The sequence below is a fragment of the Bradyrhizobium sp. 31Argb genome, assembly GCF_043638955.1.
Lineage (GTDB): Bacteria > Pseudomonadota > Alphaproteobacteria > Rhizobiales > Xanthobacteraceae > Bradyrhizobium.
This window is the reverse complement of record NZ_JBEGDB010000230.1, coordinates 1-12,833: the sequence shown is the minus strand read 5'-3', so window position 1 is coordinate 12,833 and position 12,833 is coordinate 1. Positions and strand designations below refer to the sequence as shown.

Genomic DNA, 12,833 nt, shown 5'->3' with positions numbered 1-12,833 from the left:
CGCCTCAACGCCAAAGCACGCGAGGCGCGTGCCGCTTACGCCAATGCAACTTGACAATCCAGATAGTCGCTCATCCGACGCGCATTGCATGCACGCCAAGGGGAGAAGGGAAGAAATGCCGCGGGCTCCTTTGCGTAGTAGCACAACGAACTCTTGACCTCGGTCAACGGCCCCGGCTCCCGGTTGCGCTAACTGCTTCCGTGCGAAATTTGGTTGGAAGCGGGTCGATGCTCATCGATAGACGACAGATCTTCGGAACCGCGCTTGGGCTTGGCGCGGCGGCGATCACAGGCCCGTCGTCGCAGGCAGGAGCAGCAGCAATGACGTATGAGGAGGCGGCCGGCATCGTCAGAGCGCCGTTGCGGTCCACGCCGCGAAACCGAGAACTCGTGCGCTTTGCGAGCCTGGCAGCCAACAGCCACAACACGCAGCCCTGGACCTTCACCGCGGCTGCCGACAGAATCGTCATTGCGCCGGACTTCACGCGGAGATGCGCCGTGGTCGATCCGGACGACCACCATCTCTTCGTCAGCCTGGGATGCGCCGCGGAAAACCTCGTGCTGGCAGCCTCGATGCTTGGACTCAAGGCGAATGCTGTCGCCGAGGGCGACGAGATCGTGATCGATCTGGAAGCAGCCCCCTCCTCGCGCTCGCCGCTCGCCGAGGCGATCACGGTTCGCCAGAGCAGCCGCACGATCTATGACGGCAAGCCCGTTTCACCCGAGACGCTGCGCCTGCTGGAGAGCGCATGTCGGGAGCCCGGCGTCTCGACCATCATGATAAGCGACCGGGCCGGGATCGCAGACGTCGCCGATTACGTCGTTCAGGGCAACTCGGCACAGATGCGCGACAAGGCATTCATGGACGAACTGCGACGCTGGCTGCGCTTCAGCGAAGCCGACGCCATGGCGAGGATGGACGGACTGTTCTCGCGCTGCTCCGGAAATCCCGCGCTGCCCGCGTGGATTGCCCGACCGCTTCTCGGCTTCTTCCTGACCGAAGAGGGAGAGAACAAGAAGTACCGCGAGCAGATCGTAAGTTCAGCGGGTGTCGTCGTCCTTGCATCCGATGCCAGCGACAAGGCTCACTGGATCGCGGTCGGCCGCGCCTGCCAGCGTTTCGGACTGCAGGCGACCGCGCTCGGACTGAAATATGCGTTCGTCAATCAACCGGTCGAGGTGGCCGCGGTCCGCTCGCAATTCGCTGCGGTCATGGGGCTTGGCGAGCGGCGCCCGGACATCATCATGCGCTTCGGCACAGGCCCCGCCCTGCCGAACTCGCTGCGCCGTGCACCCGAACAGGTGATGCGCGAGGCGTCATAGAATCGTAGGGTGGGCAAAGCGCAGCGTGCCCACCGTTCTTGCACCGAACGTGGATGGTGGGCACGCTGCGCTTCGCCCACCCTACGGAAGAAAACCTACCTTCCCCACCGATCCTGCCAGATCTTTTCCCCGATCATGCAGCTCACGCGCGGCTCCTTTTCGGCCACCGGCACGATCTTGCGCTCCGGCGTGCGGCCGGCGACCTCCATCAGCAGCTTGGTGCGGATCGCTTCCTTGAATTTTTCACGCTCCTTGATCGTCACCACGAAAGAGCCGGGACCGCCGATCACGCAGTCCTCGTAATATTGATCGAGATTGTCGATATCCATGGTGGAATAGGACGGCTCCTTCACCATGATCGGCAGGCCGTTGATGACGATGCCCTTCTCCAGCGCCGCGTCGCGCGCGGTCGAGACCGGCGCGCCGTTGTTGTTGGGGCCGTCGCCGGAAATGTCGATCACGCGCCTGAGGCCGCGATACGGATCTTCGTCGAACAGCGGCACCGCGAAATTGATCGCACCCGAGATCGAGGTCCGCGACGCCGGGCGGATCGGCGTCTTCATGATCTCGGCGGCAACGGCATCGGCGGTTTCCGGGCCGTCGATCAGCCGCCAGGGGATGATGATCTTCTGATCAGAGGAAGCGGCCCATTCGAAATAGGTCACCGAGATCTTGCCGTTCGGACCGGCCTTCAGTGCCTGCAGGAATTCCTTCGATACGATTGCCTGCGCGTAGCCCTCGCGCTGGATCGCGAGTTCGTCCATGTCCATGGAATAGGAGACGTCGACGGCCAGTATCAGTTCGACATCGACGGTGGGGTTCGCGTCCTTCTCCGCCACCGGGCGGGTGCCCTGGTTGCCCGGCCCGGGCGCGGCGATGCCGGCCCCATCGCCGCCGACAAGCCAGCCTGCGACAAGCACAACCCCGATCGAGACATACCAGCGCATGAGCTGCCCTCCCGTCGAACGTCAACAATGGTGACACGCAAACTGCGCCGCGCAAAGGGCGAACATCATTTGTCCTTCACATTCAGGTTAGCCTTCCGTCCAAATCTAAAGCTTGGCCTTGTGCTTGCCCCGATTTTGGCGAGGTTTTGTCGTTTGCCCGCGATCGTCCCGCTCCTGCAAGGAGCCTGTGCAAAAACCGCCGGTTCCGGGATTGCCGGGAAGGCGATATTCTTTTCTGTTCGCAGAGCAGCAGGAAGTGCCGCGCCATGAGCGACACCGTCACCACCCCGAAAACCAAGGTCAAGACCAAGGTCGAACGGCCGCGCCTGCACAAGGTTATCCTGATCAACGACGATTACACGCCGCGCGAATTCGTCGTCACCGTGCTGAAGGCGGAATTCCGCATGACCGAGGACCAGGCCTTTAAGGTGATGCTCACCGCACACCAGCGCGGCGTCTGCGTGGTTGCGGTCTTCACCAAGGACGTCGCCGAGACAAAGGCGACACGCGCCACCGATGCCGGCCGCGCCAAGGGCTATCCGCTGTTGTTTACGACCGAGCCGGAGGAATAGCTTGCTGCCAGCCGCAGACGTAGCCCGGGTGGAGCGCAGCGCAACCCGGGCTACGAATGAATTTGCGACGCATCGCCCGCCAGGCCATAGACGCGCTGGGCCTTTGAGAAGCCTGCGATCGGAAATTCGCCGAGATCATCCCAGCCGCCGCGGCAGATGCCGGCGAAGCCTTCGGAGGCCACGACGGTGCGGCCGAGCCGGCCGGCGATCTTCTCCAGTCGCGCGGCAAGATTCACCGCAGGGCCAATGCAGGTGAAGTCGAGCCGGTTGCCGCCGCCGATATTGCCATAGAGAATTGTTCCGACATGCAGCGCAACGCCGAAACGGAAGCGCTCGACGACGTCGCCGACCGGATACCGCAGCGCCTCGACGCTGGCCCGCATGTCCTGCGCGGCTTCCAACACGTGCGAACAGACCCGTTGCGCATCCCCGACATACTCATCGATCGGGAAAACCGCGAGCAATCCATCGCCCATATATTTCAGCACCTCGCCATCACGGGCGCGGATCGAGGCGACCTGGCAGTCGAAATAGCGGTTGAGCATGTCGACGACGGTCTCGGCCGGAAGCCGATCCGATAAGGCAGTGAAGCCGCGCAAGTCCGACAGCCAGATCGCCGCGTGCATGGTCTCGCCGTGCCCGCGCCGGATCTGACCATCGAGGATGCGCGCACCCGCGCGGTTGCCGACATAAGTGTCGAGCAAGGTCGCAGCGACGCGGCGAAGGCCGATCACCTCGATCAGACGCGTCAGCGCCGGCAGGACCGATCGCAGTGCGGTGAGCTGCTCGTCGGTAAATCCGCCCGCCTGCTTGGTGGTCCAACTCGAGGCGTGCGTGCGGCCGTCGATGAATCGCAGCGGGATCGCCACATAGTCGGTCACGCCTTCCGCGCGCATGTCGTCGAGGAAGGGAAATCGCCGGCTTTCGGGATCGTCGGTTCGGCACCGCACCTCCCTGACCTCGCCGAAGACGATCGCAAGTGGGCTTGCGATGAACTCCGGCGTTTGCTTGATGTCGTAGTCAACCGAGCCGACGACGACGGCCTCGCCGGGCTTCCAGATGAAGTTGCGCCCATAGATTTCGGGGTGCAGCGTCCGGATGAAGAATCCGACCCGCCACAGCGGGATGCCGGCCGCGACCAGGCGCCCGCACAGTTCGGAGATCATGTCGGTGACAACAGGGGTCGACCTCGCGCCGTCGATCAGCCAGTCCGCGATCCCCCTGATGTCGATCTGCATCACGGCCTCTGTCTTGTCAGGTTCTATCCAACCTGTCCCCGGTGCCGCAGGAAATGATCGGCGAGCACGCAGGCCATCATCGCCTCGCCCACCGGCACGGCGCGAATGCCGACGCAGGGGTCGTGGCGGCCCTTGGTCATGATATCGGTGTCGGTGCCGCTGCGGTCCACGGTCAGCCGCGGCGACAGGATCGAGGAGGTCGGCTTCACCGCAAAACGTACCACCACCGGCTGGCCGGTGGAGATGCCGCCCAGGATGCCGCCGGCGTTGTTGGACAGGAAACGCACGCCGTTATTGCCGGTGCGCATCTCGTCGGCGTTCTCCTCGCCCGACAATTCGGCCGCGCCGAACCCGGCGCCGATCTCGACGCCCTTCACCGCATTGATGCTCATCATCGCGGCCGCCAGCTCGCTATCGAGCTTGGCGTAGATCGGCGCGCCGAGCCCGGGCGGCACGCCCTCGGCCACGACCTCGATCACCGCGCCGATCGAAGAGCCCTTCTTCCTGATGCCATCGAGATAGTCTTCGAAGAACGCCGCCTTGTCCTTGTCCGGGCAGAAGAACGGGTTGCGGCCAATCTCGTCCCAGTCCCACTTGTCGCGATCGATCTTGTGGGGGCCCATCTGCACCAGCGCGCCGCGGACCTTGATCTCCGGCAGGACCTTTCGCGCGATCGCGCCGGCGGCGACGCGGGTCGCGGTCTCGCGCGCCGAGGAGCGGCCGCCACCACGATAATCGCGCAGGCCATATTTGGCCTCATAGGTGAAGTCGGCATGGCCGGGGCGGAACTTGTCCTTGATCTCGGAATAGTCCTTCGAGCGCTGGTCCGTGTTCTCGATCAGAAGCCCGATCGGCGTGCCCGTCGTCACCTGCACGCCGGTCTCCGGATGCGCCATCACGCCGGACAGGATCTTCACCGCATCCGGCTCCTGGCGCTGGGTGGTGAAGCGGGACTGCCCCGGGCGGCGGCGGTCGAGATCGCGCTGGATGTCCTCGACCGTCAGCGGGATCAGCGGCGGACAGCCGTCGACCACGCAGCCGATCGCGACCCCGTGGCTCTCGCCAAAGGTCGTGACCCGGAACAAATGGCCGAAGGTGTTATGGGACATTCGTCGCCTAACTCGTAAGTCAATACTGACTTGTCGTAACGCGTGGGGACACCACGGTCAAACGCGGCAGGCTGTCATTCCGGGGCGATGCAAAGCATCGAACCCGGAATCTCGAGATTCCGGGTTCGGTCCTGCGGACCGCCCCGGAATGACCGCTCAATTACGAGCGCCTTAACTATACTTCACCAGCCCGCCGTCGCGAAACACATAGACGGCGCCCTGCTCGATGTAGAGGTCCGCGGCGCTATCAGGGGTTTCGATCCCGAGCGACACCATCAGGGCGCGGCAGGTGCCGCCATGGGCCACAGTGACGGTGTCGCCCAGGAGCGAGTCGTACCAATCGCGCACCCGAAGCTGGACCAAGGCGTAGGTCTCGCCGCCCTCCGGCGCCATCGTCCACTTCGCGGTCTGGCGCTTGGCGTAGAGCTCGGGATCGGCGAGTTGCATCTGCGCCAGCGTCGAGCCTTCCCAGACGCCGTAGCCGATCTCGCGCAACCGGTCGTCGAGCGAATAGTCCCCGGGCGGCAATTCCAGCGCGCGGCGCGCCAGCTCCATAGTCTGGCGCGCCCGTCCGAGCGGACTCGAGACGTAAGGCAGCGCTGCCCTGTCATACCCGTCGCGCGTGAGAAGGTCGGCGAGCACATGGCCGGCATGGGACGCCTGCGCACGCCCGCGATCGTTCAGCGGAATATCCAGGGTGCCCTGAAGCCGGCCTTCCGCGTTCCATGCCGTCTCGCCATGGCGGATGTAGTAGATTGTTGGCATTGCTATCGACGCGCAGCTATTCCTTGGCGAGCGAAATGTCAGGCGCATCGGGACGCTTCATGCCGACAATGTGATAGCCGGAATCGACGTGATGCACCTCGCCGGTGACGCCGCGCGAGAGATCGGACAACAGATAGAGCGCGCTATCGCCGACCTCCTCGATCGTGACCGTGCGCCGCATTGGAGCGTTGTACTCGTTCCACTTCAGAATGTAGCGGAAATCGCCGATGCCGGAGGCCGCAAGCGTCTTGATCGGACCTGCCGAGATCGCGTTGACGCGGATGTTCTTCTCGCCGAGATCGGCGGCCAGATAGCGTACGCTCGCTTCCAGCGCCGCCTTCGCCACGCCCATCACGTTGTAATGCGGCATCCACTTCTCGGCGCCGTAATAGGTCAGCGTGATGATCGAGCCGCCGTCGGTCATGAGCTTCTCGGCCCGCTGCGCGATCGCGGTGAGCGAGTAGCAACTGATCAGCATGGACTTGGAGAAATTCTCCGCCGTGGTCTCGATGTAGCGGCCGTCGAGCTGGTCCTTGTCGGAGAAGGCGATCGCATGCACGACGAAATCGATCTTGCCCCACTTCTCCCTGACGACGTCGAACACCGCGTCGATGGTCGCAGCGTCAGTGACGTCGCAATGGCCGAGCAGCAGCGCGTTCAATTCCTTCGCCAAGGGCTCGACCCGCTTCTTCAGCGCATCGCCCTGCCAGGTGAGCGCAATCTCGGCGCCGGCGTCGTGGCAGGCTTTGGCGATCCCCCAGGCGATCGAGCGGTTATTGGCGACGCCAAGGATCACGCCGCGCTTGCCCTGCATCAGACCCGATTTCTGTGCCATCCGCTGTCCACTCCCGCGTTGGATTTGGTATTCGGAGGTACACCAGCGCTCCACCGCGGTACAGCCCCCTTCACGGCCATTTTGCCCGATCCTGTAGCCCGGGTGGAGCGAAACGCAACCCGGGGCTACAAATCGCTACAAGGAATAGCCACGTCACTCAGGTGTTATGTTGAGTAGGCGTCCGAGCCGAAGCAGGGTGAAGATTCCGGTGTCATGACCGCGTTCCGGCAGAGTGTTGAAGCCATGATCCCGGCACTGCGCCGCTACGCGCGGGCGCTCGCGCGCGATGCCGATATCGCCGACGACCTGGTGCAGGACACCTTGGTGCGGGCGCTGCGCTCGGAGCGGCTGTTCCTCGGCGGCGACGTCAGGAGCTGGCTCTATACGATCCTGACCAACCTCAACAAGAACCGCCGGCGCTCGCTGGCGCGGCGGCCGCAATTCATGCCGCTGCTGGACAACAATCCGGACGCCAGCGGCACGGAAGCCGAAGGCCGCGACATCGCCCGCGCGCTGGCGACGCTGGTGGAAGAGCAGCGCGCGGCGCTGCTTCTGGTGATGCTGGAAGGATTGAGTTACCGCGAGGTCGCCGACATCCAGGGCGTGCCGATCGGCACCGTGATGTCCCGGCTTGCGCGCGCACGCGCCCACGTTAAAGCCTTCCTCGAGGGCGAACGGGCGACGGCGCTGAGGCGGGTGAAGTGATGGCAGGCGTTGTGCATGGCCATGACATCAGGTTGAGGCGATTTCTTTTCTTGAGAATTAGACAGAGACGACTGCGATGACCAACCCCAGGATTCCCGTCACCGAGGACGAGCTGCACGCCTATGTCGACAACGAATTGCCGGCGGAGCGCCGCGGCGATGTGGAGGCGTGGCTGGCAGCGCACCCTGATGACGCCGAGCGGGTGCGGTCGTGGCTCGCCATGGCCGACGTGCTGCACGCGCGCTACGATTCGGTCGCCGACGAAGCGGTGCCGAAGCGGCTCGAGATCGAGCAGCTCGTGCGTCAGCCGCGCAAGCTGGTCTATGGCGCCATTGCCGCGACGCTGCTGGCGTTCATCGCCGGCGGCGGCGTCGGCTGGATCGCGCATGGCGCGGCAGCCACGCCCTCGCCGCTGCAGAGCTTCACGCTCGATGCGATGGACGCGCACCGGCTCTATGTGGTCGAGGTCCGCCATCCGGTCGAGGTGCCCGGCGATGAGCGCGCCCATCTCCAGGCCTGGCTGACCAAGCGCTGCGGCTGGGACGTGCGCGCGCCGGATATGTCGGCGGCGGGATTGAAGCTGGTTGGCGGCCGGCTGCTGCCCGGCCCGACCGGGCGGCCGGCTTCCTTCCTGATGTATGAGAGCGCCTCCGGCGAGCGCTTCACGGTCTACGCCTCCAAGGCGCAGGCCGAGACCACGCAGATGCGTTACGCCACGCACGGGAATGAAGGCGCGCTGTTCTGGGCCGACCGCGGCGTCGGCTATGTCGTCAGCGGCGGCAGCGACCGCAACCGCCTGACCCAGATCGCGCAAGCCGTCTACGACCAGATGGAAAAGAACGGCGGGTAGCTCGGAGCGGGAGCGCCCTTGTAGCCCGGGTGGAGCGCAGCGTAACCCGGGGATAGCCTCTCCAACCTGGGAACGGAGTCGCGCGCTGCGCTACCTGCCCCGGGTTGCGCTGCGCTCCACCCGGGCTACAGGGGCTGCGTGCAGGTTAATCCGCTCGCTCTCCAAAGTTCCCACCATCCGCCTCACCAGATCCGCTCCAGTCCCGGGGCAATATTCCAGCGCGAACATAGCGATGCAGCGAGGAGAACGGCCAATCGACTGGTGAGCCGACCAGCCGATGCTTGACCGGATTGAAATGGATGTAATCGGCGCAGCGCTCGAAATCGCTTTCGTCGCGGATCGTGTGCTCCCAGAAGCGCTTCTGCCAAAGAGCGTATTCGCCGCGGTGGTCACGTGAGAGCGGGACGCCCGCGGCCGCGACGCTGCGAAGGCTGACTTGATTCGGCGCCATCGGTCCGAGAAATCCGCGTCCCCCTCAGGCAGGGTCATGATGGCATGCAGGTGATCGGGAAGAACAACCACGGCATCGAGAACAAACGGGGCGCTCGTTGCGGGTCTTTCGGAACGCCGCGCGCAACAGCGAGGCATGGTCCACCAGTGCAGACGAGCTGCGATCATGCAGCGTCACGGTGAAGAAAAGGTCCCGCCAGGGAGGAAGTTGCGCCGATACCGGACCATGATGACGTACTTACACCAACGACCGCTCTTCTTGTAGCGCAACCCGGGGCGAGTTCGCGTGGGGCAACTTAGCGGATCGTGCGCTGATCGAACGGTCCCGGATTGCGCTTCGCTTCTTCCGGGCTACGGGGTCGTGTGCTGGGGCTGAGAAAAAAGGGCCACCTGCGACAGCAAGCGGCCCAAGTCTAGGGAGGAAACGCCCAAGGAGGGCTGCGACAGCGCAAAGCGCCATCGCACGACCTTATGTAGTTCGCGTACACGGATTCGAAAGACCGGATGATACCGGGTTTTGCGAAAACGCCCGCATTTCGCGGACGTTCGTGATGCAATAGCCACACTCGCCCGACGTCCCAATTCCGTCATCGAAAATCTGGAATAAGGACATCGGCGCGTCTCAGAATCGCACCGGATGTTCCCGCGTTATCGCGCAGCGCTCGATCCGCCGATCGGCGCTCGCGGCCTCGATTGGGGTTTGGTATAGCGCTGGTCCCCCTCTCGAGGCCGCACCCTCAGCCAAGATCGCTGCGGGGATTGTAAGGATGTTGGTCGCGCCACTTCTGCATCAATGCTTCCAGCTCCGCATCGTTCCCGTCGGGCAGGATAATGCGGGTGGTGGCATAGAGGTCGCCCGCGCCGCCCGACTTCGGCAGGCCCTTGCCCTTCAGCCTAAACGTGCGCCCGCTTGAGGTGTTCTTGGGGATCGACAATTCGACCGCGCCGCCAAGCGTCGGCACGCGGACCTTGCCGCCCAGCACCGCCTCGTACAGTGTGATCGGCAGCTCGATCCTGAGATCGTTGCCGTCGACCTTGAAGAAGGGATGCGGCGCGATCGTCACGGTGATCAGGAGATCGCCGGGACGATGGCCGGGCGCCGTCTCGCCCTGCCCCTTCAGCCGGATCTGCTGGCCTGAGCTGACGCCGGCGGGAATCTTGACGTTGAGTTCCTTGCCGGTCGGCAGGCGGACGCGCTTCTCGGCGCCCTTCACCGCCTCCTCCAGCGACACCGTCATGGCGACGCTGAGGTCGAGGTCGAGGCCGACACCACCGGTGTCGAATTCAAACTGGGTGCCGCCGCTGCGCGCACGCGCACCGCCGCCGAACATGCTGTTGAGGATGTCCTCGAAGCCCGCGGCGCCGCCGCCCGTGCCGCCGCCGGCGCCGCTGCGGAACGTATAGGTTTCGAACCCGCCCGGACCAGCATGACCGCGCGCATCGCCACCGCCAAAGCCTCCACCGGGGAAGCCCTGGAAGCGCGGCTTGCCCTCGGCGTCGATCTCGCCGCGGTCAAATTGCTTGCGCTTCTCCTCGTCGCCGACGATTTCGTTGGCCGAGTTGATCTCGGCAAAACGCTCGGCAGCCTTCGGATCGTTCTTGTTGCTGTCGGGATGATGCTTCTTGGCGAGCTTGCGATAGGCGCTCTTGATCGCGGCACCGCTGGCGCCCCGCGGCACCCCCAGGACCTCATAGGGGTCGCGCATCCGTCACGTCTCCTTCACGGGAAATCAGACCTGAAATTTTCGGGCTTGTCGCCCACTTCGGTGTCATTTGGGGACGCAGTGGCATTTTTGCAACTGCTTTTCAGCGATCAGGATCGCCAAGGTTTCAGATTATGGATCTCCCACCGCCCACGTCCGGTCCGGCAGCCGGCGCCCTGCAGCCAGCTTTCGGTCCGGCCGTTGACGTAGCTCGCCAGGAAATCGCGGCAGGTCCGTCCGTCCTCAGCGGCGTAAGCCTGGGACAGCGGCGTCACCGAGCCGCGCGCGCCGGTCTCGGGATTTTCCCAGGCCTGGCTGGAATCCTTGTCGCCTTTGGTCAGCACGTCAGAGGCGGCGTTGCGGGCAAAGGCGAGGTCGCTGTCGGTCGGCGCCGATGCCCTTACCTGGGTCGCGCCGAGCGCACCCGTCAAGTCCTTGTCGTCCAGCCGGGCGAAACTGTCCCCGCGCGACAGGGCGCAACCGCCGGCCCCGAGGCCGATTAGAACCAATGTCATCACCGTCCCCGCCGGGCGGATCGCCGATAGGCCAACGCGTCCCCATGCCCTATATAAGGACGTCCTATATAGGGCGAGTAACGCGCGCTCTGAGGCCGACGGACGCAACGCTGGACTCCTGACATGACAGACACGACCTCCATCAAACACCCTACACCGTTAACATCGGGTGATTTTACCGCCGCGGAAGAACCATTTGCGCTGTTCGCCGAATGGTTTGCCGAAGCAGCCAAGTCCGAGCCGAACGATCCCAACGCGATGGCGCTCGCAACCGTCGATCCCGACGGGCTGCCGGACGTGCGGATGGTACTGATGAAAGGCTATGACGCGGACGGCTTCGTGTTCTACAGCCACGTCGCCAGCGCCAAAGGCCGCGAACTCGCCGCAAATCCTAAGGCCGCTTTACTATTCCACTGGAAATCGTTGCGCCGTCAGGTGCGCATCCGCGGCAACGTGTCGCCGGTGAGCGACGCCGAGGCCGACGACTATTTCGCGACGCGCCCGAAGCAGGCGCAGTTCGGCGCCTGGGCCAGCAAGCAGTCGCAGCCATTGGAGAGCCGCTTCGCCTTCGAGCAGGCGATCGCGAAAGTCGCCGCAAAATATGTGATCGGCGAGGTGCCGCGCCCGCAAGGCTGGAGCGGCTGGCGCATCACGCCTGTCAGCATCGAGTTCTGGCACGACCGTCCCTACCGCCTGCACGACCGCATCGAATTCCGCCGCGAGGGCCCAAGCCAGGCCTGGTCCAAAGTAAGGCTTTATCCGTAAAACTCAGACCGTCATGGCCGGGCTTGTCCCGGCCATCCACGTCTCAGTTTCGAGCCAGTCCGAACACGTGGATGCCCGGCACAAGGCCGGGCATGACGAAGAACGAGAGAGCCGTCCAATGCCGAACACATCGAACGCGCCGCGGCGCACGCTACTCCTGACCGGCGCCAGCCGCGGCATCGGCCATGCTACCGCGATCCGCTTCTCCTCGGCCGGCTGGCGCGTCATCACCTGCTCGCGGCACGCCTTTCCGGAAGTTTGCCCCTGGGGCGCCGGACCTGAGGATCACATCGAGGTCGATTTCGGCGACCATGACGACACCGTGCGCGCGATCTCAGAAATCCGCAGGCGGCTGGAGAACGACGAGCTGCACGCGCTCGTCAACAATGCCGCGATCTCGCCCAAGGGGCCGGGCGGCACGCGGCTCGGTACTATGGACACCGATATCGACACCTGGCTGCATGTCTTCCGCGTCAACTTCTTCGCGCCGATCATGCTGGCGCGCGGGCTGATCAACGAATTGAAGACCGCCAGGGGTGCCGTGGTGAACGTCACTTCGATCGCGGGCTCCCGCGTGCATCCTTTCGCGGGCGCGGTCTATGCCACCTCGAAAGCGGCGCTCGCGGCGCTGACGCGCGAGATGGCGTCCGATTTCGGGCGCGTCGGCATCCGTGTCAACTCGATCGCGCCGGGCGAGATCGACACCTCGATCCTGTCGCCGGGCACCGAGAAGATCGTCGAGCAGCAGATCCCGATGCATCGCCTGGGCACGCCCGACGAAGTCGCCAAGATCATCTATGTCCTGTGCACGGAAACCAGTTCCTACGTGAACGGCGCCGAAATCCACATCAATGGTGGCCAGCACGTCTAGGATTGGCGATCGCTGAGTGAGGGTTCTCTCCGGACATACCGTCGCCGTGGAGACAACCTCTCATCCGGCGCTTCGCGCCACCTTCTCCCACAAGGGGAGAAGGAAAGAACGCGGTCCTGACCGGCTACATGGGTAACAGAATAGACCGGCGACATGGGTAACAGGTCAACTGGTCGGCAAGGAGGA

The 12,833-nt window shown here is 64.3% G+C and carries 13 protein-coding genes and 1 pseudogene; 6 read left to right on the top strand and 8 right to left on the bottom strand.

What is annotated here, in order from left to right; all coding sequences use genetic code 11:
• Positions 1-227 precede the first annotated feature (227 nt).
• Positions 228-1,322, top strand: coding sequence for an Acg family FMN-binding oxidoreductase (locus tag AAFX91_RS31360; protein ID WP_394569188.1), 1,095 nt, complete (start codon positions 228-230; stop codon positions 1,320-1,322).
• 95 nt (positions 1,323-1,417) lie between these two features.
• Here the strand turns inward: AAFX91_RS31360 and AAFX91_RS31355 are convergent, their stop codons facing one another.
• On the bottom strand, positions 1,418-2,269 hold the full coding sequence (locus AAFX91_RS31355; RefSeq protein ID WP_394569187.1) for a DUF1194 domain-containing protein: 852 nt from the start codon (positions 2,267-2,269) through the stop codon (positions 1,418-1,420).
• Between the two features lie 266 nt (positions 2,270-2,535).
• On the opposite strand from AAFX91_RS31355, the gene clpS reads away from it, so the two are divergent.
• Positions 2,536-2,841, top strand: coding sequence for an ATP-dependent Clp protease adapter ClpS (clpS, locus tag AAFX91_RS31350; protein ID WP_130582388.1), 306 nt, complete (start codon positions 2,536-2,538; stop codon positions 2,839-2,841).
• A 50-nt stretch (positions 2,842-2,891) separates the two neighbouring features.
• On the opposite strand, the gene AAFX91_RS31345 is transcribed toward clpS, so the two are convergent.
• The 4 genes from AAFX91_RS31345 to fabI all read right to left on the bottom strand — a co-directional run bounded on the left by AAFX91_RS31345 (position 2,892) and on the right by fabI (position 6,788).
• Positions 2,892-4,079 (bottom strand): adenylate/guanylate cyclase domain-containing protein, encoded by a 1,188-nt coding sequence (locus AAFX91_RS31345; protein WP_394569186.1) that lies wholly within the window; start codon positions 4,077-4,079, stop codon positions 2,892-2,894.
• A 23-nt stretch (positions 4,080-4,102) separates the two neighbouring features.
• Positions 4,103-5,188 (bottom strand): chorismate synthase, encoded by a 1,086-nt coding sequence (gene aroC, locus AAFX91_RS31340; protein ID WP_394569185.1) that lies wholly within the window; start codon positions 5,186-5,188, stop codon positions 4,103-4,105.
• 171 nt (positions 5,189-5,359) lie between these two features.
• A complete protein-coding gene (locus AAFX91_RS31335; RefSeq protein ID WP_394569189.1) occupies positions 5,360-5,959 on the bottom strand; it encodes a histidine phosphatase family protein in 600 nt (199 codons plus the stop codon).
• Positions 5,960-5,969: 10 nt separating this feature from the next.
• The gene (fabI, locus tag AAFX91_RS31330) at positions 5,970-6,788 is read right to left on the bottom strand and encodes an enoyl-ACP reductase FabI (protein ID WP_394569184.1); all 819 of its coding nucleotides are present in this window, start codon (positions 6,786-6,788) and stop codon (positions 5,970-5,972) included.
• A 213-nt stretch (positions 6,789-7,001) separates the two neighbouring features.
• Between fabI and AAFX91_RS31325 the strand changes: the two genes are divergently transcribed.
• Positions 7,002-7,493, top strand: a complete 492-nt coding sequence (locus tag AAFX91_RS31325) for a sigma-70 family RNA polymerase sigma factor (protein ID WP_027578930.1) — start codon at positions 7,002-7,004, stop codon at positions 7,491-7,493.
• 76 nt (positions 7,494-7,569) lie between these two features.
• The gene (locus AAFX91_RS31320) at positions 7,570-8,343 is read left to right on the top strand and encodes an anti-sigma factor (protein ID WP_130582385.1); all 774 of its coding nucleotides are present in this window, start codon (positions 7,570-7,572) and stop codon (positions 8,341-8,343) included.
• A gap of 145 nt (positions 8,344-8,488) precedes the next feature.
• On the opposite strand, the pseudogene AAFX91_RS31315 reads toward AAFX91_RS31320, so the two are convergent.
• The 3 genes and pseudogenes from AAFX91_RS31315 to AAFX91_RS31305 all read right to left on the bottom strand — a co-directional run bounded on the left by AAFX91_RS31315 (position 8,489) and on the right by AAFX91_RS31305 (position 11,011).
• Positions 8,489-9,021, bottom strand: a pseudogene (locus tag AAFX91_RS31315) (REP-associated tyrosine transposase).
• A gap of 509 nt (positions 9,022-9,530) precedes the next feature.
• Complete coding sequence (locus AAFX91_RS31310) at positions 9,531-10,499, bottom strand: DnaJ C-terminal domain-containing protein (RefSeq protein ID WP_394569183.1); 969 nt, start codon at positions 10,497-10,499, stop codon at positions 9,531-9,533.
• A 107-nt stretch (positions 10,500-10,606) separates the two neighbouring features.
• Positions 10,607-11,011 (bottom strand): RT0821/Lpp0805 family surface protein, encoded by a 405-nt coding sequence (locus AAFX91_RS31305; RefSeq protein WP_130582383.1) that lies wholly within the window; start codon positions 11,009-11,011, stop codon positions 10,607-10,609.
• Between the two features lie 123 nt (positions 11,012-11,134).
• Between AAFX91_RS31305 and pdxH the strand changes: the two genes are divergently transcribed.
• Both pdxH and AAFX91_RS31295 read left to right on the top strand, forming a co-directional pair.
• Entirely contained in the window at positions 11,135-11,776 is a 642-nt protein-coding gene (gene pdxH / locus AAFX91_RS31300) for a pyridoxamine 5'-phosphate oxidase (protein ID WP_394569182.1), read from the top strand.
• Positions 11,777-11,894: 118 nt separating this feature from the next.
• Positions 11,895-12,647 (top strand): SDR family NAD(P)-dependent oxidoreductase, encoded by a 753-nt coding sequence (locus AAFX91_RS31295; RefSeq protein ID WP_394569181.1) that lies wholly within the window; start codon positions 11,895-11,897, stop codon positions 12,645-12,647.
• Positions 12,648-12,833 lie beyond the last annotated feature (186 nt).

Bases quoted from the DNA above. Each gene is read 5' to 3' on its own strand.
- AAFX91_RS31295 (WP_394569181.1), top strand. From the start codon at position 11,895: ATGCCGAACACATCGAACGCGCCGCGGCGCACGCTACTCCTGACCGGC.
- pdxH (WP_394569182.1), top strand. From the start codon at position 11,135: ATGACAGACACGACCTCCATCAAACACCCTACACCGTTAACATCGGGT.
- AAFX91_RS31325 (WP_027578930.1), top strand. From the start codon at position 7,002: ATGACCGCGTTCCGGCAGAGTGTTGAAGCCATGATCCCGGCACTGCGC.
- AAFX91_RS31305 (WP_130582383.1), bottom strand. From the start codon at position 11,011: ATGACATTGGTTCTAATCGGCCTCGGGGCCGGCGGTTGCGCCCTGTCG.
- AAFX91_RS31320 (WP_130582385.1), top strand. From the start codon at position 7,570: ATGACCAACCCCAGGATTCCCGTCACCGAGGACGAGCTGCACGCCTAT.
- aroC (WP_394569185.1), bottom strand. From the start codon at position 5,188: ATGTCCCATAACACCTTCGGCCATTTGTTCCGGGTCACGACCTTTGGC.
- AAFX91_RS31360 (WP_394569188.1), top strand. From the start codon at position 228: ATGCTCATCGATAGACGACAGATCTTCGGAACCGCGCTTGGGCTTGGC.
- AAFX91_RS31355 (WP_394569187.1), bottom strand. From the start codon at position 2,269: ATGCGCTGGTATGTCTCGATCGGGGTTGTGCTTGTCGCAGGCTGGCTT.
- clpS (WP_130582388.1), top strand. From the start codon at position 2,536: ATGAGCGACACCGTCACCACCCCGAAAACCAAGGTCAAGACCAAGGTC.
- AAFX91_RS31310 (WP_394569183.1), bottom strand. From the start codon at position 10,499: ATGCGCGACCCCTATGAGGTCCTGGGGGTGCCGCGGGGCGCCAGCGGT.
- fabI (WP_394569184.1), bottom strand. From the start codon at position 6,788: ATGGCACAGAAATCGGGTCTGATGCAGGGCAAGCGCGGCGTGATCCTT.
- AAFX91_RS31345 (WP_394569186.1), bottom strand. From the start codon at position 4,079: ATGCAGATCGACATCAGGGGGATCGCGGACTGGCTGATCGACGGCGCG.